The organism is Vibrio phycocola (assembly GCF_053850235.1).
On the sequence record NZ_JBSQDJ010000019.1, the window covers coordinates 66,362 to 91,689 of the forward strand.

Annotated in this window: 18 protein-coding genes and 8 pseudogenes; 12 read left to right on the plus strand and 14 right to left on the minus strand. The window is 42.0% G+C overall.

Annotated features, from left to right (window positions below; genetic code table 11):
• From ACWU4D_RS17955 to ACWU4D_RS17965, 3 genes are all read right to left on the minus strand, one after another.
• Positions 1 to 144 (minus strand): hypothetical protein, encoded by a 144-nt coding sequence (locus tag ACWU4D_RS17955; protein WP_456052828.1) that lies wholly within the window; start codon positions 142 to 144, stop codon positions 1 to 3.
• 262 nt (positions 145 to 406) lie between these two features.
• The gene (locus tag ACWU4D_RS17960; RefSeq protein WP_456052829.1) at positions 407 to 616 is read right to left on the minus strand and encodes a hypothetical protein; all 210 of its coding nucleotides are present in this window, start codon (positions 614 to 616) and stop codon (positions 407 to 409) included.
• Positions 617 to 625: 9 nt separating this feature from the next.
• On the minus strand, positions 626 to 922 hold the full coding sequence (locus ACWU4D_RS17965; RefSeq protein ID WP_456052830.1) for a hypothetical protein: 297 nt from the start codon (positions 920 to 922) through the stop codon (positions 626 to 628).
• Between the two features lie 361 nt (positions 923 to 1,283).
• Between ACWU4D_RS17965 and ACWU4D_RS17970 the strand changes: the two genes are divergently transcribed.
• Positions 1,284 to 1,994: a DNA-methyltransferase gene (locus tag ACWU4D_RS17970; protein ID WP_456052831.1), complete on the plus strand. Its 711-nt coding sequence runs from the start codon at positions 1,284 to 1,286 to the stop codon at positions 1,992 to 1,994.
• Here ACWU4D_RS17970 and ACWU4D_RS17975 read toward each other — a convergent pair.
• From ACWU4D_RS17975 to ACWU4D_RS18005, 7 genes are all read right to left on the minus strand, one after another.
• Positions 1,978 to 3,246, minus strand: a complete 1,269-nt coding sequence (locus tag ACWU4D_RS17975) for a DUF6575 domain-containing protein (RefSeq protein WP_456052832.1) — start codon at positions 3,244 to 3,246, stop codon at positions 1,978 to 1,980. The two genes, ACWU4D_RS17970 and ACWU4D_RS17975, sit on opposite strands and share 17 nt — an antisense overlap.
• Entirely contained in the window at positions 3,243 to 3,638 is a 396-nt protein-coding gene (locus ACWU4D_RS17980; RefSeq protein WP_456052833.1) for a hypothetical protein, read from the minus strand. Before ACWU4D_RS17980 ends, ACWU4D_RS17975 begins: the two co-directional genes overlap by 4 nt.
• A 142-nt stretch (positions 3,639 to 3,780) precedes the next feature.
• Complete coding sequence (locus tag ACWU4D_RS17985; RefSeq protein WP_456052834.1) at positions 3,781 to 5,382, minus strand: Tn7-like element transposition protein TnsE; 1,602 nt, start codon at positions 5,380 to 5,382, stop codon at positions 3,781 to 3,783.
• Positions 5,340 to 6,884, minus strand: coding sequence for a TnsD family Tn7-like transposition protein (locus ACWU4D_RS17990; RefSeq protein WP_456052835.1), 1,545 nt, complete (start codon positions 6,882 to 6,884; stop codon positions 5,340 to 5,342). The genes ACWU4D_RS17985 and ACWU4D_RS17990 overlap by 43 nt, the downstream gene beginning before the upstream one ends.
• A complete protein-coding gene (locus tag ACWU4D_RS17995) occupies positions 6,885 to 8,522 on the minus strand; it encodes an AAA family ATPase (RefSeq protein ID WP_456052836.1) in 1,638 nt (545 codons plus the stop codon).
• The gene (locus tag ACWU4D_RS18000) at positions 8,519 to 10,609 is read right to left on the minus strand and encodes a Mu transposase C-terminal domain-containing protein (RefSeq protein ID WP_456052837.1); all 2,091 of its coding nucleotides are present in this window, start codon (positions 10,607 to 10,609) and stop codon (positions 8,519 to 8,521) included. Before ACWU4D_RS18000 ends, ACWU4D_RS17995 begins: the two co-directional genes overlap by 4 nt.
• Positions 10,593 to 11,423 carry a TnsA endonuclease N-terminal domain-containing protein gene (locus tag ACWU4D_RS18005; protein ID WP_456052838.1) on the minus strand — a complete coding sequence of 277 codons (831 nt, stop codon included), beginning with the start codon at positions 11,421 to 11,423 and terminating at the stop codon, positions 10,593 to 10,595. Before ACWU4D_RS18005 ends, ACWU4D_RS18000 begins: the two co-directional genes overlap by 17 nt.
• 216 nt (positions 11,424 to 11,639) lie before the next feature.
• Here ACWU4D_RS18005 and ACWU4D_RS18010 point away from each other — a divergent pair, with 216 nt between their 5' ends.
• Together ACWU4D_RS18010 and ACWU4D_RS18015 are read left to right on the plus strand one after the other, a co-directional pair.
• Positions 11,640 to 12,764: an AAA family ATPase gene (locus ACWU4D_RS18010; protein WP_456052839.1), complete on the plus strand. Its 1,125-nt coding sequence runs from the start codon at positions 11,640 to 11,642 to the stop codon at positions 12,762 to 12,764.
• Positions 12,761 to 14,941: a S8 family peptidase gene (locus ACWU4D_RS18015; RefSeq protein WP_456052840.1), complete on the plus strand. Its 2,181-nt coding sequence runs from the start codon at positions 12,761 to 12,763 to the stop codon at positions 14,939 to 14,941. Before ACWU4D_RS18010 ends, ACWU4D_RS18015 begins: the two co-directional genes overlap by 4 nt.
• 332 nt (positions 14,942 to 15,273) lie before the next feature.
• On the opposite strand, the pseudogene ACWU4D_RS18020 reads toward ACWU4D_RS18015, so the two are convergent.
• A pseudogene (locus tag ACWU4D_RS18020) lies at positions 15,274 to 15,408 on the minus strand (transposase); the annotation flags it as partial.
• Positions 15,409 to 15,542: 134 nt separating this feature from the next.
• Entirely contained in the window at positions 15,543 to 16,490 is a 948-nt protein-coding gene (locus tag ACWU4D_RS18025) for a hypothetical protein (RefSeq protein WP_456052841.1), read from the minus strand.
• 52 nt (positions 16,491 to 16,542) lie between these two features.
• On the opposite strand from ACWU4D_RS18025, the gene ACWU4D_RS18030 reads away from it, so the two are divergent.
• A complete protein-coding gene (locus tag ACWU4D_RS18030) occupies positions 16,543 to 16,926 on the plus strand; it encodes a hypothetical protein (protein WP_456052842.1) in 384 nt (127 codons plus the stop codon).
• A gap of 313 nt (positions 16,927 to 17,239) precedes the next feature.
• Positions 17,240 to 18,559 (plus strand): 3-phosphoshikimate 1-carboxyvinyltransferase, encoded by a 1,320-nt coding sequence (aroA, locus tag ACWU4D_RS18035; RefSeq protein ID WP_456052843.1) that lies wholly within the window; start codon positions 17,240 to 17,242, stop codon positions 18,557 to 18,559.
• Between the two features lie 185 nt (positions 18,560 to 18,744).
• On the opposite strand, the gene ACWU4D_RS18040 is transcribed toward aroA, so the two are convergent.
• On the minus strand, positions 18,745 to 19,002 hold the full coding sequence (locus ACWU4D_RS18040) for a hypothetical protein (protein WP_456052844.1): 258 nt from the start codon (positions 19,000 to 19,002) through the stop codon (positions 18,745 to 18,747).
• Positions 19,003 to 19,132: 130 nt separating this feature from the next.
• Here ACWU4D_RS18040 and ACWU4D_RS18045 point away from each other — a divergent pair.
• A pseudogene (locus tag ACWU4D_RS18045) lies at positions 19,133 to 19,332 on the plus strand (IS3 family transposase); the annotation flags it as partial.
• Between the two features lie 12 nt (positions 19,333 to 19,344).
• Here the strand turns inward: ACWU4D_RS18045 and ACWU4D_RS18050 are convergent.
• Positions 19,345 to 20,505: pseudogene (locus ACWU4D_RS18050) on the minus strand (IS30 family transposase).
• 64 nt (positions 20,506 to 20,569) lie between these two features.
• Between ACWU4D_RS18050 and ACWU4D_RS18055 the strand changes: the two are divergent.
• From ACWU4D_RS18055 to ACWU4D_RS18080, 6 genes and pseudogenes are all read left to right on the plus strand, one after another.
• Positions 20,570 to 20,956: pseudogene (locus ACWU4D_RS18055) on the plus strand (transposase); the annotation flags it as partial.
• A gap of 730 nt (positions 20,957 to 21,686) precedes the next feature.
• Entirely contained in the window at positions 21,687 to 23,195 is a 1,509-nt protein-coding gene (gene ltrA, locus ACWU4D_RS18060; RefSeq protein ID WP_456052875.1) for a group II intron reverse transcriptase/maturase, read from the plus strand.
• A gap of 68 nt (positions 23,196 to 23,263) precedes the next feature.
• Positions 23,264 to 23,586: pseudogene (locus ACWU4D_RS18065) on the plus strand (DDE-type integrase/transposase/recombinase); the annotation flags it as partial.
• A gap of 149 nt (positions 23,587 to 23,735) precedes the next feature.
• A pseudogene (locus ACWU4D_RS18070) lies at positions 23,736 to 24,185 on the plus strand (IS110 family transposase); the annotation flags it as partial.
• 222 nt (positions 24,186 to 24,407) lie between these two features.
• A pseudogene (locus ACWU4D_RS18075) lies at positions 24,408 to 24,764 on the plus strand (transposase); the annotation flags it as partial.
• A gap of 29 nt (positions 24,765 to 24,793) precedes the next feature.
• Positions 24,794 to 24,964 (plus strand): annotated as a pseudogene (locus tag ACWU4D_RS18080) (IS3 family transposase); the annotation flags it as partial.
• Positions 24,965 to 25,328: the final 364 nt, after the last annotated feature.

Consider the following 25,328-nt stretch of genomic DNA (forward strand, 5'->3'; position numbering starts at 1 on the left):
CTAGAAACTTCGGCTTTCCGACGCCGTTCGAGAAACAGGATCGACGTTAAATTTTCCGGCGATGAGTGAAAAAAAACGGGTTGTATTCGATTCCCAACTGCCAATTTTGTCTCGTGCATCTTCTATTGATAAATTCAATTTCATTATCAACATGAATAGTCATGCATTCACGACTAGAATTATTCACTATAGTTAACGCTTTTCTCGACTTTCCGTCAAATGGATTGTCCGCTAAAAACTCATATTAAAGCATTAATTTTGGGCGTGATCATTTCATGGTGTTCAGAAAACAAGAAGGGATTATTGGCAGTAGTATAGCTTCACGCCTATCCGGATTCCCCCACCGGGTCGCCATTCACATAAGCATAAAGATTAATCCCGCCCTCTGCCTGAAGTGGGATCACGATTAAACCAACGACTGAAAATGAGGAACGTAGAAGCGATAACCAAAGTAAACCAACCCAGAGGCAAAGTCACTGCGCTTGGTGGAAAAACCGAACGGTTGCAGTGAGAATTCATCACCACTGGCCGTGCCGTAAAGTGAATACTGATGGCTTTCTACTTTTTGAACACTTTGATTGTAGACAGCATTCTCATGTCGGTATAAATACCACATCCTAATAGGTCAACTGTTCTTTTCCAACAATTGACATGTCGCAAATCCACACCCCATACTCATTACCGACACAGCCCCTCCTGGTGGAATATTAACCCAACGATGAATAAAAGCTATCAAAGCCAAACCACCAATAACTAGAAGAATTTGAAGTAATACATTGGTTATCGCTTTCATAACATTTACTCGTTGAGGTTGCCATCCATCTCTTGGACTAAAAAAATACTTATTCAACTCATTACAACCATAAAGACCAAGTCCCACTAAATATGCAATAAATATAGAAATTATTGTATCTGAAAGCATTAATAGCCCCCACCATGAATATAAAAAACCTCCGACTAAACTTAGCAGGAGGTTCAATCAGACTTAATTATCCGACCACAAATTTGTGAGAGAAGAATAAAGTATCATACTAAAAGTACTCTTAATCCCCAGTATACAAGGGGCTTAATCTTAGGATAAAAAATAAAGTATCATACTAAATCCGCTATCTCACCTATCAACCTCAAAATTTAAAGTAATAAAGTCTCATACTTAATACCCAGACATCTAAATCAATGTATTCAATAAACCCCGACTTGCTAGCAATAATCTAGAATCGAGATGATTTAATCAACAATAGATGTCATAATTTACTGTATAAAAATCCATGTAAGTAGCAAAGATGACACATCCACGGCCAGAGAAAAATAACTTTAAAGAAATAGATGTATCTAACTTAGATGCCATAACATGGTTAAGAACCATAGAATCAAATTCTGTGGATCTTGTAATCACAGATCCTCCATACGAGTCTCTCGAAAAGCATAGAAAAATTGGCACGACTACCCGACTCAAGAATAGTAAATCATCCAGCAATCAATGGTTTGATATCTTTCCAAATGAAAGATTTGAAGAGTTAGTCTCTGAGATCTACCGGGTAATGAAAAAGAACTGTCATTTTTATTTATTCTGTGACCAAGAAACTATGTTTGTTATCAAACCTATTGCTGAAAGCATGGGATTTAAATTTTGGAAGCCTATTGTCTGGGACAAAGTGTCTATTGGTATGGGATATCATTATAGAGCGAGATATGAATTCATTCTTTTTTTCGAGAAGGGGAAACGTAAGCTAAATAACCTATCTATCCCAGATATTCTTGTTGAGAAAAGAGTCTGGAAAGGGTATCCCACAGAGAAACCAGTAAACTTAGCCAAAACATTAATAGAACAGAGTTCAAATGAGCAAGACTTGGTAATTGACCCATTTTGTGGTTCAGGGTTTGTTGGTCAAGCCACTGAGTTACTAAATCGTAATTTCAGAGGCAATGATTTAAATATTGAAGCAGTAAAATTAACAAAAACTAGGATAAATAATATTAGGCAAACTCTTTAAATTTTCGAACCCAGGATTTTAAAGTCTGTGCTCTGCGACGGCTTGTATTGTCACTTAAGCCGTTGCAGTTTTCGATAAGAAACTCCGCTGCAGAATTCTCATGAATATCAAGTATCGAGCTAACATCCTGATTGAGCATCCATATATGCCCGCAATCAGATTCTTCAAACTGTCGCTGAATGATCTTCACCCATTCTTCATCATTTTGTGATGCCGCAACTTTCAGCCCTAAAGGAGTTAGCGACGAGTAATCATGAATTAAAGATAGTAATTTACATGCATCTCGATAATAACTGACTTGCCTTGGCTTAACACCTAACTCTTTAGCAGTAACTACACGGTTCCGATCAACAATGTTTAGATATAATCTAATTCTTTCCAAACTATCAGCTTGAGGAACCATAGTACTATCCAAATAGGAACCCAGCTTATCATTAATATCAGGAAGGAGTTCTTCTACATAATTTGGCTCTAGGCCTAATATCGTTTGAGTGGAATCTTCGTCGATTAACTGAATTTCTATATCATTAGAACCAATCAAATCAAACAGTTTTCGAACTATCCTTAAATCAATTTCTTGAGCTTCTAAACTCGATAAAAAATCTTCATGCGAAGATACTTTAGACAACAGTTCATAACCTTTTGACCTAAAGTTAATTTCGTCTTTTGTTGCTGTTTTAACTCGATAAACAAAAGAACCTTCAACTGCATCCCTTGGATAAAAAGAAACTGATATCTCATGTTTTTTAAGGTAATGTCGGCAAAACTCACCAAAAACTTCAGATACTTGGTTCAGCGTTTCAGAAATAATGTCTTTATTTGATTTCTTTGCAATTCTAATTCGATGAGAATGTTTTCTTCTGCCATCATAGTTAATATTTTCTCTAATAAAAACATTATATTTTGGCATTTTATATGGCAGTTTTTTGGCTACCGCAAACTCTTCAGATACCTCGTTAGTATCTAGATCAATCTTGGTCAAAAGTACTTTTGCTGACACTGATGGCTTGATCATATGGACGATTGGTATATCTTTTTGTTCAAGTCGGTTAACTTTTTCTTGAGAAGCAGGCACGATGATCCAACGATCGTGTAGTTCGTCGCAGCCTAAGCTATAACAAAAAAATAACTGATCGTATTCATTTAATGCTGTAAAAATAAGGGGCTCGTCATAATAACTATAAACGTTATGATAATATAACGATCCACATCTGCTGCTCGTTAAAAACAGCAAATCATCTTTAGCACTCATACTACTTTGAAACCTTTTGGATATACCCCATCGTAAAACCACACCGATACATGATGACTTTTAAGGGGAAGCTCCCCTTTGCCGTGCTCAGGTTTAACTCGTCCTGCGGCAATCAGTTGGCCTGAAAATCTTTCAGGGCTACCTTCAACTAGATCTTTGATACTATCGTGAGTATCAAAGAACGATGTCCCATAGAATCCTGATTTTTTCCTAATATTAGCTCTTCTTGATAAATGACACTGCTTCGGATCTTTATAACTAGCTAAAAAGTCATCAGCGTCAGGGATATCTTTATACACTAATCTATATAAATTAGCATCTATCTCGACAGCACCGTCGGGCGGTACGAGGATGTCTGCTGGATAGTCCTGAGGCCACTTTCTATCATCCATAATATCTAGCCATACTGCATATTGAAGTTTAAGCATAGTTTAAACAACACAAGTTGCATACTCAATCGATTTGACATAGATATTGTTTTAACAATGAGTTACTTCAAATAACTACAAAAAAATCCAATGAGATGGTGTCTATTTACTGTTGATCTAGCCACCCTGTGAACCATCCTGCCCATTTATCAATATCAGCAGGGTCAAGACAACCTTTGTGTTTACATGGAGGATGAGAGATTCCCTTGAAGTTACCGTCTCCACAAATTGACGAGATGTAATCACGCGGCCAAGCTAGAGACTTCTTAAGTAGCCGGATTTCTAAGGCTGCTATTTGATCAAGTAATGTACTGTTATCTTTTAACTTTAGGACCATGGTCGATATCGAATTTTTCGCATCAGATGTATCGACTTCAACAAAATGATACACCTGCCCATGATAAGTAACTTCGACTACAGCCAAACACCTTGGATTAGCATCATCCCCCATCATGTGTTTGGTACAACGTGCCAATTTAGGTAATTTTCTAAGCGGATAGCGGTACGTTTGACATCCGTGATTAGTTTCCAAACGATCAATAACCTGAGAGAAAATCTCAAATTTACTTGCATACAGATGAGCATCATCACTTTCGTCATTCAAAACATCATAATCAGCACCGGCAATTGTGCCTGTAACATTATCACCATTCGGAGATAACTTATTGGGAAGTTGTTCATTAGGTTCACTATCATCGGGCTTACCGCTATTAGCCTTCCGAGTTTTATCAGTTACTCGATTAGTCTTGAATGGCTTACGAAATGACAAGCCAACTGATTCTGTATCTAAAACAACACGTGCTTTATCAGAGTCAGCCTCTTCCTCATCATCAAGTTCGTGCTCTTCTGGACGTTTAGGTCTACCTGAATTAGCTCCGCCACCTTGACCTGTTACCTGCCTTTTGAAATCAGGGTGATAAAAATCTAGTTCATCAGGCATACTCGATGGCAAGTCTTCCACTCTTCTAATTTCCCAGGCAAAAAAGCTGTTACTGCTCCAATCGTGCCACCCTGACACATCTAGTTTTGTTCTATTTAAGCAAGGAGGTGTAAAAGAGAAATCCCAAAATTTATACTGCCCACTGGATGTATGCTCTCTCATCATTGTCTGGTGAATACTTTCAAATGAAGTTCGAGCCTCAGGGTCCATCAATATCCAACTTAAGAATCGTCGTGAACGTTCATCATTAAAAGCGGCAATCGGATAGCTAGAATTTGGCATCACATCAATCTGCCAATGCCCGTTTATATTGGTGATATTGAAGTCTGATGACAGCTTTCCGTGTTCCAAACAGATTCTGGACATATAGTTATCATGCAGAAAAAGAACACGTGCTAATTCAAGCTGAGGTAGGAAAACAGTTGGACCATCAGGCACATCAAATTCAAAGCACCACTGTTCAGAATTGTGCCCATTCCCCATTGAACGAAAAGCAAGGCAGTCCCTTAAACGCTTTTTGCCCCACAGCTGAGCATTCATAATGGTAAAAGTTAACTGTCTTCCTTTTAACTGATTAGACTGATTGGCACTTAATGATTTGTAACGTCGAATCAATGGAACACCAGCAATGGGTATTGATGGACGATCAAGCTTTTTTGAAAAGCTGACGTTAATTCCCCAAAACACGTTGCAATTTTTCTTAAACAGCGAACCAATACCCAACACTAACGCATCTTCTGGGATGTGCTTAAATCTGTACTCGCCCATATACCTTCCGTTATTCCTGTTAAAAAACATCGAGCCAGTGGAGTTAAACGCTCTTCACTCAGCCCCGAGCCTCGCAGTAAACGCCACCGCTCAGCCTGAATATTTTGTAAATAGAGTGAGATGTACTGATTTTCCAATCGCCGAATTTGGTATTGAGCAACCGACTCCGAGTACTTGGCAAGAAATTGCTTAGTTAAAGGTAAATACCGAAATTTCCTCTCCGGTATCGCCCCAATCTTTAGTTTTGACAGCAAGAAAGTACTCGTCATACGGGGAGAATAATCATCTTGTTCACACTGCTGTCGCAACTGACATAATCGACGAACAAGCGAACGATCTCGCTTAGGCCAATCGACCCGCCTATTTTCATACATGATCGGATGCTCATAGCGTCGGTTAATTTTCATCAGCCATTCGTAATCATGTCGGTACAACCACATGTACAAACCTTGCGAACCATGTAATCGAGCGTATTTGCACCCGCACTCTTTCAACAGCTTCAGCCATTGAATTCTTTTATCTCGATTAATCTGCTTCGGCAAAACCACTGAATGGACAATTCTTTGCTTTTTCGGGTAATGCTTTACGTTAGTCAACATGTCAGATGGTGAAATATCTCGGTCTAGTAAACTGGACTGAATGATTAGGTGCTGCATAAAACTGAAGGATTTTCGGTGCTTTCGTAAAATAGTTCTGACCCAGCCGGTATCTCGCCTCGCCAGTGTGAGTTGGTTATCCGCCAACCAACCTCTACTCCAAAAGGAATGGATACGTTCCCGAACTTCATCATGTTTTACATTAGCCCCTCGGTTGCAACCGGCTAGCACGACCAAATCATGGTAATAGCAGTTCCATTGATGAAAAGTTGGCGATGTTTGTACTTCCACTTGCAGAAGTTGTTCGACAACATGGCTAATGCGTAAAGATTCCCTTTTATGATACCGTATTGGTCTGTCATCCAGTGTTGTGTCTGCCGCATAAAATTCATGACGATGTTCGTAATGTGGTTGAATAGAAAATTCACACAAAGGGGTTTCGTGTTTTTTGCACCATGTGGCTCCTGGCACTTGCCAGCTACGCATCCAATACCTCTCACCATATTTGCCTAATTGCTCCTCAAAACACTGAGGACAATATCTGAGTAGCTTCGGCTGCTTAACAATTGAAGCAGCAATTCCGAAAACCAAGTGTATAAGCCCTTTGGATTGATTTACCATCCAGCGCATGCCAGCCAGTCTTTTTCTTTCTTCAATAAAAGGCGCGTAAATAGGGAAAAGCGTGTGCTGGTATATCAGTGAAGCCGTCGTAATATTTAAAACCGATGGATATTGCCCGGAAATTTGAGCCAGATGACTCGGTAGGTCAACCGTAGCGATAACCTTGCGATCTCCATAAACCTCATCCAATAGCTGCTTAGGCGATATGGTTCCGCTATGAACCCCTGCCCTGGCAACTAAGCTGTAAATTAACTCATTTGGATAGGGAATAGGGAAACCGAGCACTCAACTGACCTTTTTCAAATCCAAAATAAGTTTATTTGCCTTGATCGCACTGTACATATCTTCTTTCTTAGTCAGTTGTGAATACACAAATCGTAAATCGCAAGTTTCAAGGCTTGACCAATCTACACGTTTAACTACGGTCGCTTTTGGTTCTTTCGGTTGCTGATCTACAAACTGCTTACTTTCGTCATACCAATCAAGTATGACCGGCATCATCTCGCGCAATGTCAACTTAGGCTGTTCGCGGAAAACTTTCTCAACGAGCGGAATAAGTATTTCAGACTGGCAACCGGTTTGTACGAGCAAACTGTAAAGCCGCATTGCTTGTTCGTTACAACTGAAAGGTAATTCAGGCTCATCTGGGATCTCATTTATTTTTTGGTAAAGGCTAAGCAGTCGCTTGTCGATATCTTCTACTCGTAGATCAGAGTATTTAGCTATCAAGGTTGGGTTACCCCGGCGAATAGCATCCAGCATAGGGTGTACCGGTTTAAGTTCATCGTTATAAACTGACCGTAAGACCTTCACGGTAATTCGTTCGAGCTTAGAGGCAATAGCCCGTAGCTGAGCCAGAACAAATAACTTAACCACGATATCCAATACGCCTTGTGATAACTCATACCAACAATCTCTGACTTCATCGGTAAGAACTTCATCACGTCGATTAAGCCACTGGTATTTCCAGAGCTTATTAGTAAAAGCAAGCCATTCACTTTTTGTATTCGGATTTTCTGGATATTGCGGCATGGGCTGCCAATAAAGAGAACCAATGCCCGTGGTACGTCTTGCTGATTGTAATTCAACCTCAAACAATGGGCGGGCTTTCGGAGTACCAACTAATATCACCGGAATCCCGACTGTGTTAACAAGTTCGACGAAAAATTCCAACATTTGCTCTCGTCCAACCGCCTTGCGAATTTTCAAGCGTTGAATTTCATCGATAACCAGAACACCAATAGCGCGTTCATTCGCTACCTGACTCATTAAAGCCAGTAATGTTGGTACCCCAAGACGCCTGCGACCATGCGTATTTTCATAATTCGTACCTAACCGCTTATCTACTTCTCGGAAGAAATTCAGACACAAACTTTGCTGTGATCCATTATTTGGGCACTCAATTTTCAGATAGCTGAGTTGAAAAAAGTTATGTTGTTCGTGATAAACAACCTGAGGGTAGGTGGCAAGAATACGCTCAAGGGTTGAACTTTTACCACTACCGGAACATCCGATAAGAGATAAACAAGTTGCTGTCGTTAGCACATTTCTGAATTTATAACTCTGCAAATCACCGGACATCACCCGTTCGTAGCCATTTTGTAAATGCTTATTCAATGAACCATCCAGTAAATTTCGGCTCACATAACCACGCCGGATCATAATCGATATGCGCTCTTCCAAGAGAACATGCTGGGATAAGGGTTGGAAAAAATCATCAAGTAAAGCTGCAACCATATGAGCCCGTTGTCGAGGCTTATCCTGAAGATCATTCAAAGAAAAATCGACTTTACCTTCTAATCCTTCTTTTAGTTGCTTAAGCTCCATGATTGGTGTCAAAGCCTCGATAAATGGGTTTCCTTTATAGGCTGGGTTACCAGTATCTTTATATATGGCGTTAACATATTCACTTGGCAAACTCATTCGTTATCATCCTCATCATCGAATAACTCATCGACATAACTCGGGTAGTCATAATCTTCCTCCGGAACACCATGTAAAGGAATGATATCTGCTGTGTCTTTTACATCTGTTTGTATTTTCGTTTTTCTACTGTCGCGTTCATTTTGTAGCTCAGCCTTTCGGTTCGACCGAATATCACCGATGCGTTCAGTATTCGGGATGCTTGAAGTATCAGGGCTTAATTTCTCTGCTTGTCTAATTTTGTCAATCACTCGCTGTTCATGCTTTCGTTTTTGCTTATCAGCTCTTACTTGACTTTCAGCAGCAGTGAATTTTTTCTGTTCTTGTCGCTGCCACACTTCCCAGAAAGTGCAATTGGCAAACTCTCTGGAGCGTCCGGAGAGTTTGCAAACCCAGTGTTCAGCACTGTTTCGGCTAGGAAAAAGATAAATTTCATCGACTAGACTGGGATCATATGCCACCAAAACTTTTTGCGGACGAGTCACTTCTTGGGCTCGATGCATCCACCCTTCGACAATAGCCTCTTGGCAGGTATAGTAAATACCAAAAATGCATATCCCCAAATCAGAGATCGTTGCATCTGTTCTGGGAAGTAAACTTAATCTTACTGCTTCTTCAGAAGCTGAGCGCAACCGGCCAGTACGGTGCTGAATCCCCCAGTTCCACAATTCTAATGGCACAGAAGGCAAATCAACCGGCATATCGGCAGATCTGTCATAGGTCTTCATCACATGATAAAGATTATGATAAAGAATTGAGGACAGGATGATTTCTTTAAAATCCGAAATAGATAACTTAGCATCAAGACGATAATCCTTACCACCACGCTTTTTAACGATGGTTCCCGTTACTACACCTGGAGCAAATGGAGTAAAGTCAGCTTGCAATGTTTTAAAATTTCGTTCTACGATACCTTTAGCATCGCCTCGATACGGTGGTGTATTTTCAATTCGCACCGAAAAGCTTTTTTCTAGATTTTCTATCTGATAACCCAGTAATTCACCTCTATCTGCCAAAATGGCATCTGGAAATCCGATAGCAGGCCACTCTTGAGATTCGATCTCTATCCCATATTGATGACATAGCTCGACCTTATCAGTCATAGCAACTTGTAAAGCCTGCATAGCGGCTACATAAGAGGGGTTTTCAAAACCGATGTAACACCCAACTATCAGGCGGCTGAAGACGTCGATAACGATGTAAACAACCGGACGTCCAACAATCCAGCTTCTGTTTACATCGGAAACTACGTAAATATCCGCGATGGTCGCGTCAATTTCAAAACGGGAGCCCGGCCCCAAAGCATGCATAGTCGCCGTTCCGGTCAAAGGTCGAATATCTTTGTTATAGGCATTTTGGCTTGACCGGCTTTTGATTTTTTCTACCTGGGTGTATTCACGTTCATAGAAGTGCTTCATCTGCCAATTGGTTGGAATTTCTGTCTCTGGCACATCAGGGAAATAGGTCTCATATATATCTTTAAAACGCCGGTGTGCGTAGGGAAATGAATAACCTTTTTCAGTTAACAAATACTTCTGAATGGCTATCCTGAATAGCTTCTCTATAAATTCGTCAACATTCACCCCTGTACCTGGCTCATACTTTCTGGGTCGCCCCAATTTTACCTCTCCCGGTATTCGCTTTTTGCCTTTTGCGCCAGAATTTTTGTAATCAGGAAGAAGCGCGTTAACAATCTGCCCCCGCTGCCAGTATTGGCGGATTAAGCGATACAATGTTTGCTTGGTCGTTTTGTGATTACCCATGACTAGGTCAATGGCTTTAGCTCGTTGTTTCGGCTGATAGTATTCTTCAAGATGGATTATAGGGCTTATCAACTCATAATTTTTGTCTCTTTTTACTTGAGCCGTGCTGCCATCTTCGGGCGAGAGCATGATCAAATAAGAATAGGGATCTTCGACTCGGTGTAACAATTCATCTTGAATCGCCAAATCCAGCGAATATAAGTCAATAATGCTGGGGAAGGCGCTTTTATTATCGATCGATATCCAAACAAAATTGTTTCCGAATTGGCTCAAAATCCGGAATCTCTCGTTCTCATACTCCAGGACCTCATTGATTCGAAACATGACGAGCTCCTATTAAGTTCCCCATGTTCTCAACAACGAAATCCTTACCTTTTTGCAAATAGAATGGTTGGGACAACATATCAAAGTAAAAACAGCGATTAGCCAGCAATTGCCTGATTTCATAAATAGAAGAACCATCAGTTTGATTGTAAATACGGTCAGTCAACTTACAGATATCAGTAACCGTTTTATTGGGATTTTGCTGAAAAAGGTCACTGTAGTACGCAGTCCTGTCTAACAAGACTTCATCATCAATCTCATCCTTCTCAGCCGGGTATATCCAGCTAATATTCTGGACAAGCGTTGGGGATACATCGTTTTCCGTGACCAGAAACCAAGGAACTTTTTTCAATAACCAATAACGGCGTTCAATTTCCAGTTTCTCAATAACACGGGGATCTTTTAAAGCATTATTGTACTTGGCTTGAATGACATACTGTGGAAGTTGGAGATCTAAGCCATCAACCAAAAGATCGGATGACATATACAGCTTAACACCGGCTTCCGCTGGGTGTCTTATGCCATTGTCAGCAGCAATATCAAGAGTCTCCTCACGTTTAAGAGGAAACTGCTCTCGAATATCTATGGTCTGAGAACTCCACTCAAGAGTTAAAAAAACAGCAAGTTCTAAATCTGAAAGCAAATGGTGAGTTCGCTGGCTTTTATGACCAAAAACACGGTGAGAGCGACCGTCAGATGGCACATCTCGAACTGTTAACCAAGGTAGATAATCAGAACCGCAGCCATTACCACGACCTTCCTTTATCCAGCGCTTGTATTTAGTCTCTGAGGGAGAATATTTACTTTTTGCCAAATTGCTCACCCCTTTGCTCATGAAATGAGTGCAAATATAGAAAGTTTAATATGCAACGTTACTATCAATAAATTATTGTTGATGATAAGTGACATGTAGCTCCCTAGGCTACTTCACAAAAAAACCTATAGCACACCACAAATCCAGTTTATTTATAAAGACACTAGGTGAACTTTAATCTACAATAGGTTCATCTTAACTCCAAATTAGTTAACTATGAAGTACTTTAATGAAATTTCCTACATCATCCAAGGTGCGATGAGTGAAGATAAGCTGATGGTTACAGCTTATGCCCAGCAATTGATTGACAAGCTTTCGAAAGATGGAGAAAAACTAGCGGCGAAAGGACTCAAAGAAAACATTTCAAATCAAGCAACCAAAACAGCTTCCGCCTCATCAGCGTCTTACTCATTGAGTAGGCCTGTACCTGTCGAAAAAGATAATCGATTTTCTCTCGCGGACAAGACGATACCTAGCATCGAAGAATCGAATGTGTTCTTGTCTCACGAAAATGAAAGTACTGTTGATGCTTTCCTAGCGTACTTACAAAAAAAAGATAAGCTCAGTGCTGTTGGCATCCCAATCAATCCAACATTGTTACTCCATGGTCAACCAGGAACAGGCAAAAGTAAGCTGGCCAATTTTCTAGCTGCAAAGTTAAATCTGCCATTAGTAACTGCTAGAGCTGATGCTTTAATTTCATCTTATTTGGGCTCAACATCAAAAAATATACGTTCATTATTGGAATATGCTCAGAGTGAACCGTGCGTACTATTTCTTGATGAATTTGATGCTATAGCAAAGGCTAGAGATGATAAAAATGAAATTGGCGAGTTGAAACGTGTAGTAGTGAGTCTACTTCAGAACATCGATAACTTAGGTGATACCATTTTAGTAGCGGCAACAAACCATGTTCATTTGTTAGATCCTGCTGTAGGTAGGCGCTTCCATTACAAACTGGAACTAATGCCTCCAAAGAAAAGGGAGCGAGAAAGGTTAATAGACTCAATTTTTCGTAACTTTGATGTTGATATGGAAGGCTTCGATGTCTGCGTGGCTGCATCAAAAGGTATGACTGGGGCTGAGATAGAAATTGCGGCATTTGAGTATCTAAGACACTCAGTTGTCAATGATCAGTCTCCTTCATATATCGGGTTACTAAAAGAGCTCTTGATGGTTTCTCACCCATGGTTGAGCTTCAGCGACTTAGAGTCGAAGCAGGAGTTAATACCAAGACTAAAAGATATAAATACAAGCTTATTCACTGGGAAGCTACTAGCTGAACTATGGGGCGTGTCTCCTAGCTATATCAGCAAATTACTCAAGGAAAGCAAATTATGAAACAAGAAAGAAATCCTATAAAGCACGTTGAGTTTTCTGCCGAAGATTACTATCAACCAGATGTTCATACTGGTGGTAGCAACGCACCTTTGAAAAATGTCAGTGATGACTTTAGAGAAGAACTAATTAGTTCGCTAAACCATATAAAAGAAAATTTAACTACAAACGAACTAGATGTATGCACTGCAGTAGTTGAGCTGGAAGATAACGCTATTGCCAAATCTCATCGACCAACAGCTATATTCAATGAACAAACCTGCCCATTTTTTGGAGATGCTGGCTATGGAAAAATGTTGGTTGAGGTTCATAGTTCTGGCTTGAACAAGCTTGAGCAAAAGATACACACAGTTAAGAGCAAACTCGGCATTAAGGCACTCTCTGCCGTCAAAGCCATTGCACCATACTCACCGTCGATCTCTATCCCTGAAGGCGAAGAAAGTGGAATTATTGTCCGCCTTTTTAGATATTCGACTGAGACTCTAAATAGAAAAGTTGACATCGATTTTGAATCAACTCTCAAGCGCCTTAATTGCAAATGGGAAAAACACCGCTCTGAGTCTGTAAGACTATATAAAGTTAGCTCAAATATAAAGAACCTGCTAGAAGAACTACCAGACATTGCAACGGTCCAAAGCGCCATTGTCTCTAACAGTATTGTTATTAAACCTATGGATAGCTCAGGTGTTACACCAACCCCTGCTGATATTCATGCACCTAACCCATCTGTCATTTACCCTATTGTGGGGGTCGTTGACAGTGGCGTAAGTCAAAGTTGTGCTCCCCTAAACAACTGGCTCATCGGTCAAAAAAGAACTGTCCCAGACCCCTTTCGAGACTTAAATCATGGCACTTTTGTTAGTGGCATGGTGACCAACAGTTACCTATACAATCAGGACACCAGGTTTCCCAAATGCCAATCCAAAGTAGTCAGTGTCGAAGTTCTTGGAAACAATGTGGGTGATATCTATAACATCGTAAACTCGATGTATGAAACGGCAGAAGAACATCCAGAGATCAAGGTTTGGAACTTATCATTAGGTACAAGTGAGCCTGTATCCCAAAGTGAAATCTCAGCCATGGCATTGATGTTAGATGAATTTCAGGATAAGTATAACTGCCTGTGTGTTATTGCGGCAGGTAACTATAGTGGCTCATTAAGAAGCTGGCCTCCAGAGGAAAAGCTCAATGATGGAGTATCTAGCCCTGGTGATTCAGTGAGAGGGCTGACTGTAGGCTCAATCGCTCACATTGATGGTGCAGTAAAAAACGAAGAACCTTCACCTTTTTCTCGAAAAGGCCCAGTATCTAATTACGTACAAAAACCAGACTTAGTGCACTTCGGGGGCAACCAACTAAATGTAGGCGGAAATGCAATCCCAATCGGTGTTAACTCTATTTGCCCAAATGGTAACAAGAGAAACGATATCGGTACGAGTTACGCTACTCCAATTATATCTACATTGGCGGCAAATCTATTCCAAGAACTCGGAGAACGAGCAACTCCTAACCTTGTTAAAGCCCTACTTATACACAACGCCAACAAAGCATTTGGACAGATAGTATGCGATGAGCACCGTCCATACTATGGTTGGGGGCTTCCCCAAGATATACCTGAAATATTAGATGTACAAGATTATGAAACAACACTTGCTTTTGAAGGTCATGCTCAAAAAAGTTTCGAAGTTGAAAAACTGCCTTTCCCTATACCTGATTGTTTAAGAACTGAGGATGGAAAGGTTAGAGGCGAGTTTTTTATGACTCTAGTATATCAGCCGGAACTTGACCCAAACCAAGCGTTTGAATACTGCCAGTTAGATGTAAAAGTCGGTTTTGGTGAAATTGATGAAGATGGTAAATTCACGTCCAAAGTTCCACCTAAAAATGATGCCCACCTATACGAAGAAGATCTGGTCAAAAATGGAGACAAATGGTCTCCAGTCAAGGTATACCAGAAAAGCTTCCCTAGAGGAGTGAATATAGAAAATTGGCGATTAAGGGTCAAAGTCTTGGACAGAGATGGCTATGAAGCGAGCGGCGTACAAGTCCCATTTACGTTGCTTTTGACCATCAGAGACATAGATAAAGAGCAACCGGTATATAACGAGATGGTTAAGCTAATGAATGAATATAACTGGGAAGTTTCAGATCTAGTTATTGACCAAAAAATTCACGTGTAACTCTACACTACACTGCTGTATAAAAAACCATTATTCAATCGCCAAAAAAGATGTTAATGACTTTTTTACAGCAGCGCTAGCATGACTAACTCATACCCTACAGTTGGTAAGCAAGCAACCGACAATGCAGTTCGCCTACTGGGACGCAACTCACAACTGGACATTTCTGAGTTACGATCTAGCAACACTCTATCTTTTTACATTACTTAAAGTATACCAACCAAAGTTTCTAATTCACAACAGCCTTCTATAAAAATATCTAATGGGAATCATCGGTGGGTTAATTCGCTTGTACCCCTTAGAAGTGCTCATAGCTGTTAAAAAAGCACATATCATTTGTCCGAACGATCCGTCGGAAAGAGCTTCCTATTGTTAGTTGCCTTACGGATCATCGAACTCATCGATTCTATCGCATTAGTCGTATGAATAGCTTCTCTGGTATCGTTTGAATAATTAGAAAATGTATATAAATTCTTCCAAGGCGTTCACGAACTTCGGTTTATCTGCGAGTACTTTTCACCTAACTTTTGAAAATCGATCAAGCTACAGTAGCGTTTATTTTGTCGTCATCGCTTACTAATAGACCACGTTGATTAGTGCTCTAATTTATTCTACGGGATAGGAAAATCCCTAACAGGCAAGCTATTATGATAATTCCAATAGAGAATATCCTGAAGCTATCTATCCATATAAAGCCCTCATTTGAAATAATATTTACATTATTGTTGGTAGTTATAATAAGGAAGTATCCTCCGAGGGCTGTTATAGCTGATTGCATGAAAGCCCCGAACATAGTTAATATATTTACTGCGTGGAAACTATCTGCCTTATTTAGGAACTGCGTGTGGTACATAGATGACGCAATACCATGCCCCGATTTTAATGTATTTTGGAGGAAACCAAAAATAATTAATGCGCTGACACCTACAATCCACTGTGGCCCCATATAAGGGATAGCATCGAAATCAGGAATAAGAAAAATTAGCGGAGTTAATGCAATTGTAGCCAAAAAAACTGTGAGATAGATACTTTTAAAACCAGTTATATCAGCTCGCTTTCCCCAGAAAAAAACACTTAAAAAGGGACCTGACATTTGTGATAGTAAATATAAAAAGAAAATATTTGCAGGAAGATTCAGATACCCAATCAAAAATAATCCAAAAATTGGCCAATTAAGAACCTTTTTTATCCCTTCTAAAAGTAAAGGCAATTTAAGTAGAGGTGACGTAGTGACAATCTTAAGAAATCTACCACGACCAACGCTATCACTTACTGCTTTAGGCGGAGGGGTTGCTGGTATTTTTCTCATAAAGTTAAGTGAAAAGACACTAAGTAGTAGAGCTGCGATCAACATAATTCGGTGTTCTTCACGAGTCATTTCATCTCCAATATATAAAATACCGAACAATGTAAACCCGAATGCTGGAATCATTTTCACTGTACGGAAACGACCCAAAAATAGGCCGCGGTCAGATTTTGAAGTGATTTCATTGATCAAACTGGATGCAACTGAATTTTGTAAAAATTCATTTCCGATTAAAAAAGCCAATGCGATAGTCAATAATAATGGGAGACTAAAAAATTCTATCGGAAGAAAAAGAATGATCAAGTTTGATTTAGATCCAAATACAGTGAGTTTCGATTGGCTAAAAGAACAAGCAAATCGTAAAAAGACGAATTTACGAAACGATTACATTCGAACTGCTGAAATTTGGGCCCCGCTCGTAGGAGTAGAAAATTTTCATGTATTTAATTATTCTGATATCAAAGACCATCCTACCCAACTACTTAATTCGATTTTAGGCATTTTGGGGGAAGAAGGAGTTGATGATTGGAATGCATACTTTGATGTTAGGATTAAGCACAATGAAGGATTAACCGTGCCCATGCCAGAAGAGTTTGAAATCTGGCTAAGGGAAAATATTGGTTTTAGTTTCGAATCACAAATATCCCAGCTAAAAAAGATGGGGGTATATCGCAGCTAAAGAGGGAAACCAGCGGCACCTATATTGCCGATTATGATACTTTTTCAGAAAACAAGAGAAATTATTTTATCCCTTTAAAGTCGTTAGGGTTTTCGTGAAAAATTTAAGCGCTTTGATTTGCTTATGAAAAAGGTGTCTATGCGTATGTTGGAATCGCGATTGAAAGATTCCGAAATTACGTAAGCACGTTAACGAATTCGGGAACACTTTGCCGAGTTGTTGGCAAAATGGGGACCGCCTACACACTAAATACTATATACTAAATACCAAATACCAAATACTAAATCGATTCAAACATTACAGGATTTACTAAATGAAATTTATTGCAAGCCCTGGCGGTCGACTCTCCGGTAATATTCGCGTCCCGGGCGACAAATCAATTTCTCATCGCTCGATTATGCTGGGCTCGCTGGCAGTGGGTACGACCGAGATCAGTGGTTTTTTGGAGGGTGAGGATGCGCTCGCCACACTTAATGCGTTCCGCGCTATGGGAGTTGAGATCCAAGGTCCCCAAAACGGCTGCGTGACGGTTCATGGCGTTGGCTTGAACGGTTTGACTGCGCCGGCAGCTGCCCTTGATGTGGGGAACTCTGGCACATCCATGCGGCTGCTAGCCGGTATCGCGGCAGGACAGGCGTTTCCGGTGACTTTGACCGGTGATGTGTCTCTATCTAACCGCCCGATGGAGCGAGTTGCAAAGCCTTTACGCTTAATGGGAGCGGAGGTTAAAACCCAGGAAGGCGGACGTCCACCAATAACAGTTAATGGTGGCGGACAGTTGAAGGCAATTTCTTACGATCTTCCAATGGCCAGTGCGCAAGTGAAGTCTTGTATATTACTCGCTGGTCTTTACGCCGCGGGAGAGACATCAACGAAAGAGCCTGCTCCTACTCGTGATCACACCGAGCGGATGTTAAACGGATTTGGCTATCAGGTCGCGGTCGATGGCGACATGGCAAAACTCTGCGGTGGCGGCACGCTGACAGCCGGTTCTATTGATGTACCTGCCGATATTTCATCGGCGGCGTTTTTCATGGTAGCGGCAAGTATAGTGCCGGGATCGAATATTACCTTGCAACACGTCGGTATGAACCCCACTCGGGTAGGCATTATTAATATCCTGCGTCTAATGGGGGCCGATATTACGGTATTGAATAGGCGAGAAGTGGGAGGAGAGCCGGTAGGAGATGTCCGGGTACGCTCGGCTCAGCTGTCGGGTATTAGGATACCTGAGGATCAGGTGCCACTAGCAATCGATGAGTTCCCCGTACTATTTATTGCTGCGGCCTGTGCCCAGGGTACAACCGTGCTTACCGGCGCCAAAGAATTACGCGTAAAGGAAAGTGATCGGATCCAAGTGATGGTCAATGGCTTGCTGACGCTAGGAGTGGATGCAACGCCTACCGATGACGGTATCGTAATTGTAGGCAAGGAGAATAGGGACGGCCCTGTAATGCGGGGTGGTAGTGTAGAGAGCCACCACGACCATCGCATCGCGATGGCTTTTGCGGTGGCCGCGCTGCGGGCCAGTGAGGATATTGAGATCAACGACTGTGACAATGTCGCGACTTCTTTTCCCAATTTTGTAGAGCTAGCACAGGGTGCCGGTTTCCATCTGGTGCAGAAGCAATAATGTAACCGTTCATTCCGCCACGCGGTTGACCGGTTTATAAATGACAGATCTCATTGGGTTATCTGAGGACGTCTCTTTCCACAGCCTCGTCAGTAATTGGGCTTCCACGAACGGTCGGAGTAGCTCAATGCCGCGTTTGGCTCAGTTGGTTAAGCTGGATCGCGCGACGGAGATGCCGTTGTGGGTCAGTTGCTCAGTTTGGCGGTGGTTATCAGCTCTGGGGTGTCATCGAGCTTGGCTACGTCTTTCTTTTTGAGGACGGGTAAATGATATTCCAATACCACAAAGCTGACTGGGTGTTGAGCGAGCTTAGGAGTGAATTTGGTGTCGATAACCTGGTATTGGTCAGCTTCGGGAGCCCGTAAGCTCAACAAGCACGACATCAATTTTTCCAACCAGTACTTCATCACTGAAGCGTAAGCCTGCATCAGTGTTGCAGTCATTCGGATGTGTCTTCTTGGCGGTGCCACGTTGATAGCCGTCGACCTCGTTTTTTAGATGCGGCCTCGACTGATCCGCGCCAGTAGTTTTGGACACCGAGTTAAGTGAGTACAATCACTAACGAGGCGAACCATTACAAGCAAGAAAAAACGTATTATCCATTCTCCTGAATTTAAAGCAGAAGCCCTGAAGCTAGCAGAGAAAGTGGGAGTAACTGCGGCAGCCAAGAAAGACACCAGCACCAGTCACAGGGAAAAGATCTAGCCGCTGAAGTCGCCAAGCTCAAAAGGCAATTGGCTGAGCAAGCTGAAAAACTAGATATAGTAAAAAAGGCCGCTGTAGATTCAAGAGATCATCGCTACCCCCTTTTCAATAATGTGTGATGGTGTTTTATATTTCAATATTTTCCTTGGACGTTCATTAAGTTGAGCGGCTAATTCATTGAGCTTTTCTTGTGAGTGAAGTAATAAATCTGTTTTTCGAGGGAAGTATTGTCGAAGTTAGCTGTTGGTATTTTTGTTAGTACCTCTTTGCCATGGGCACTGAGGATCACAAAAATAGACAGGGATTCCTATTTCTTTAGTCAGCTCCGCATGTTTCGCTAACTCCATACCTCTATCCCATGTTAACGATTTTCGATATTCAGCAGGCATTTGTTTAAACGCCTCTAATAGCGCAACAAGCACAGATTCAGCGTCTTTACCCGCCAACTTAAGGATGATAGTAAGGCGAGATTTTCGATCTACAAGAGTAGCAATGTGTGTATTTCTTGAACCTGAGACAAGTTCTCCCTCCCAGTGGCCAACCGATCTACGGTTATCAATGTTCTTAGAGCGCTCGTGTATTGAAATTCCATTTACAATGTTCGTGAAGCTTCGGTCACCACTCCGAAGATGATATCAACAGCGGCGCATTGGCCTGCTTCGACGTAAATGCTGAGTTAACGAGCGATGAATGATACTTTTAGCTCGAACATAAATGGATTTATATATTGTCTCGTGCGATACCTGCATGTGCTTTCTAAGCGAATACTCTACACTAAGCCACCCAGATATTTGTTCTGGAGGCCACTTAAACTCGAGTTTCGCCAGGATGATTTTTCTGAGTTCAGGATTGCGTTCTAAGACCCCAAGCTTTGGGCGCTTAGCCATACGCTTTGCACGGTTGTCAGCATCAACAGCTTTGTAATAACGACTACCTCGATTGCGAGCTACTTCTCTTGAAATCGATGAGGGGAAGCGATTTAGCATAGGATCTATGGCTCTTAAAGACATTTTGGCTGATAACGCTACTCTAATTTCCTCTCGTTCTTCGAGCGTTAGATGTTGTTTATTCCTTTTACGAGGATTAGGTTTAATACCGCCAGTTTCGCGTAAGGCTGTAAATATTGTCCCAGAAGCGGCGTTCAAGACACGGCCAATATCACTAAAACCTGTACCCTGTTTCCATAATCTGAATATTAGATCTTTTTCGTCCTGAGTAAATGTACGTTTTGCTAGCTTCATCATTAGTGCCTGTGCAAATCAGTATTTTAGTAAAACAGTTGCAATGACCAATTGAAACTACAGCCACCTACTTCGCGAAAAATCTAAAGTAAATTGCTATGAATTTATGCTCGAACACCTGCTGTACTTCAGTGCTGTTCGCATGGCTAAGGTATTCGGGGTTTTACTAAGTGGGTTTTATTACTGGATTAAGCATCGCCACAAGTCCATTCAGAGCTAGGTAACTCCCTAAGAGCTTGATACGAAGGTCAAAGAGGCTTTTGACAATAGCAAAGGCCGCGATGGTTCAAGACGCATCCGGAAAGAGTTGGCAGAGAATGGTGATAGCCATAATGTTACAACCATTGCCGCAAGTATGAAGCGTCAGGATTTAACGTCGAAAGCGGCACGTAAGTTTAAGTGTACTACGGGTAGCAAACATAAAATGCCAGTTGCTCCGAACCTGCTGACTTAGGATTTTAACGTAGAGGCTCCGAATCAAAAATGGGCGGGAGACATCACCTATGGTGTGCCCGGAGTTCAGGGCTAGCATGGATGCTTAAATTGAACCACGAGTCTATCTTAAATCCACAGACTTCGAGATATGAAGTCGAGAGGCTGTGGCTACGCTGGGTTGTGACAGCGTATGAGTCTGAGCGGTAGTAACTTACCGATGTTGGTAAGGTGATGTAACCCGCTGACAAAGGTGAGTGAGGCGAACTCGTTAAGCCAAGATGCTCTTCCAGACTGAATATTGGACGGATGAAGAACATGAACTGATTAACCCGCATCTATGGGCTGAAATGTCGCCACCGCCTACACGAGTTATCAGGCGGTATGATGCTGTGCGATTGATATAGGTAAGGTCAATACACGTCGATTTAAAGAGGAAACGTAAGCCTCTGAAATGGAAAGAAGTGTTATCACAGGTCAACTTCTTAGCATCATCACCTTGCAGAACGACAAGGCAAAAGACTGCGATCAGCATCCACCCCAATATGGCTGAGTTCAGATAGGTAAACCGGGGAAGGTCTGTTTGAATGCAAAGGGAGCACGCCCCCAATGACAAACAGGCTGACGGAGTTCTCGTAGTAGTCTGGGATGGGGAAAGCCCATTACATGGCGAAGGGGAACAACTTAATTAACTTGTGTCAGCGAACTAGCTGACTGCAATAAGGTGAAGACCTTTGATAATCAGTGAAATGCAGCACAAGCTAGCAACATGGACAGCAGACGATAAAACCCGCAGGGTCGACCGTCTGCTTCGGCTAATCTCTCATCCTGACTGGCTATACCATGCGGCAGAGAAAGCACTCTCTTCCAAAGGAGCCAGAACACCGGGAGTGGATGGTGTGACGAAACATCATCTGCAAGGGAAATTGGGCGACTATCTACGCGAGCTCAGGCTGGAACTACAATCCGGTAACTACCAGCCTATGCCCGCCAGACGCATCTATATACCTAAAGCAAATGGGAAACAACGCCCGCTGGGCATTCCAACCCTGCGTGACCGCATAGTCCAACGGGCGATGCTAATGGCAATGGAGCCGATATGGGAAAATGATCTCCACTCATTATCTTATGGCTTTAGACCAGAGCGCAGCGTCCACCATGCGATCCGCACAGTCAGATTACAGCTCACTGACAGTACAGACACTCGTGGTCGATGGGTAATCGAAGGTGAACTATCCAGTTACTTCGATACCGTGCATCATCGACTGTTGATGAAGTGTGTGCGTAAGCGGATAAGCTGCAATGGTCTTCTTGATTTACTCTGGCGTTTTATCAAGTCAGGGCATGTTGAGAGAAACCTGTTCTGTGCAACGCATCAGGGTGTACCTCAGGGCGGCGTCATCTCTCCATTATTGTCGAGTATCATGCTTAATGAGTTCAATCAGTATCTTCATCAACGCTATCTGAGTAAGAAAGCTCGCAAAGATCGATGGTATCTAAACAACAGCATAAAAATAGGACGCCGTTCAGCAATTGAGAATAACTGGCAGTGGCAACCAGCGGTTGCCTACTGTCGTTATGCTGATGACTTTGTTCTCATAATCAAAGGGACAAAACAAGATGCTGAATGTATCCGTGACGAATGTCGACAGTTCCTTGAAGGGAAGTTAAAGCTCACTCTAAATATGGAGAAAACCCATATCACGCATGTGAACGATGGCTTCGTCTTTTTGGGGCATCGGGTTATCCGGAAACGTGGCCCTAGAGGAAACATGCGAGTGGTTACCACGATACCAAAGGTTAAAGCGAAAGCATTCACTCATGCGTTAGTAAAAGAGCTTTCAGGGGACTTTAGTTGCAGCATGATAGACAAGGCTGAGAAGATAAACCAGAAGCTCAGTGGGTGGTCGCAGTTCTACCGCCACACTGACTTTACTGCAATGACTTATGGTCGGATAGACAGGGTTGTGTTCTGGAAACTGGCACTCTGGTTGGCACGCAAGTATAAGTGTCGTATCAAAGCACTGTTGAAGAAATGGTGTAAGCGTCCGGAGCCGAAGAAGGCCAAAACATGGGTGCTCTTCGGCAAAACGAATCAGGGGTATCTGTGTGGTATCTCCCTGTTCCGGCTTGTGAGTAGTCATAAGATGCCGTTCAAGTGGCGTCTTCCAGCAACCAACCCCTATCTTCTGACGGAAGGCAGAAACACAGTTACTTCAAGATACTCAGATGTTGCTATGGCCGTTGGCCTTGATTAAGTGGAGAGCCGTATGCGCTGAAAGGTGCACGTACGGTTCGGAGAGGAGAGGCAGAGAAATAGTTCGACTACGCTCTGTCTCTTACTCTACTTACGACAAGCGAAAGCTGGCTGTATTTGGCGGTAATCATTGACCTTTATTCAAGGCAAGTAGTCGCTTGATGGATACCAGAATGACGGCAACTCTGGTCTGCGATTCATTATCAATGACCTTGTTCCGTCAAGGGTTCCCTGAGCAGGTTATAGGTTATAGTGACCGAGGTAGTCAGTACTGCTCAAAAGATTATCGAGACATCATAACTGCTTATAATCTAAAACAAAGTACGAATAGGAAAGGAAACTGTTGGGACACTGGGGTTAGAATTAAAATACAGACTGTTTGTACAGAACCGTGCTGGGATTGACTGAAATGTCTTTGTGTTGACCTGTCGTTCAGAGAGTCTGTTCAATTCTATCGACTCAGTTGTGACCTAATAGGAGCTTTGTATATTGCACCTCCAGTGTCCAGTCCGGTTGAGCGATTCACACAGGAGAATGGCTCATGAACAGCAATGATCCTCGCTATAAATTGTATCTGGGTGTAGATACCTATTTGGAACTTCATGTCGCAACACTTATCAACGAGCTTGGGCAAGTTGTTAAAAACAAAGCGTTTAGTGCTAACCTTTCAGGTTATCGTGAACTCTTCACATGGTGTAAATCCTATGGATTTCTTCAAAAATCTGGTATCGAAGGTACAGGAAGTTATGGTGCTGAACTGGCAAAATACCTGTTCAAGAATGGTATTAACGTGTATGTAGTTATGCGACCGAACCGAATGAAGAGGCGACTAAAAGATATAGACTCAGAGAATGCGGCTAGGAGCGTGTTATCTGGTGAGGCGAAGGTCATTCCTAAAACTCATGCAGGACCAGTTGAATCATTGCGAAGCCTGTTGATGACTCGAAATAGTGCGGTAAAGGCAAGAACTCAGGCAATAAACCAAATTCGATCACTTCTCGTATCTGGCCCTGATGAGCTAAAACAGTCCCTTTATTTGCCAAAGCCAGGGTCGTGTGCAACGGCATGTCTAGCCCAATGCTCAGATAGTAGCGAGCCGTTAATGGTTTCACTTGTACTGTTAGCACAACGATGGAATTTCCTGAATGAGCAGGTTAAAACTCTTGTTCGGGCGTTGAAAAAGTTAACTTTGAGTGTAGGCAAGAGTCTAGAATCAAGATTTGGCGTCGGTACAAATGTAGCTGCAACTCTTCTTATTGCAGCGAGTGATAACGCTACCCGATTAAGGAAGGAATCTTAGTTTGCTGTACTATGCGGTGTTAACCCAATTCCAGCTTCGTCAGGTAAGACTACTCGCCATAGATTAAATCGAGGTGGCTGCCGAAGTGCTAATAATGCTCTATGGACTGTAGCTATGGTAAGGATGCGAAGTGATCCCAGAACGAAAGATTATGTTGCACGGAGAACGGCTGAAGGATTATCAACCAAGGAAATTGCTCGCAACTTAAAGCGTTATATAGTAAGAGAACTGTTTCCACTAATTCTGAAGGATTTGGCGCGATTGGCTTGACATAGGAGCGTCAATGCTTGTTATGAGGCTTTTTCCATTCAATGAAAGTTGAAGCGATCCAGTACGAGTCGATCATGACGCGAGACGAGATACGCCAAACGATCTTTGAATACCAAGAGGTTGATTATAATCGGACAAGAAGGCACAGCGCTCTTGGGTATCTAAGCCCAGTTAACTTCGAAAATCAAAATGTCGCTTAACGAAGTGTCCAGTATGGCTGGAGCAGATCAATGAACTTGCTAGCTCTAAGTTGGACAGACTCCCAAGTTACGACAGAGTGACGATTTCTACTCATAAGCTCCTATCTATTCGTCATTTTGTCTTGCTACAAGGTGGCTATCATCTAGGGCTATTCAATCCTAGATTGTTATACATCATCAGTGTTCACTATTTTTCCACAATGAATACATCCTACTTGTCCAGAAAACCAACAGGCAACTACGGCAGACCAGCTTTTGTTAAAGCCTTGGACCGTTAAGCACTTATTGCAGAAAGGGCAGCGTCCCGATCCGATCGCTGCAATTTTAGTATGAGACTTTAATACTTAGTATGAATCTTTATTGC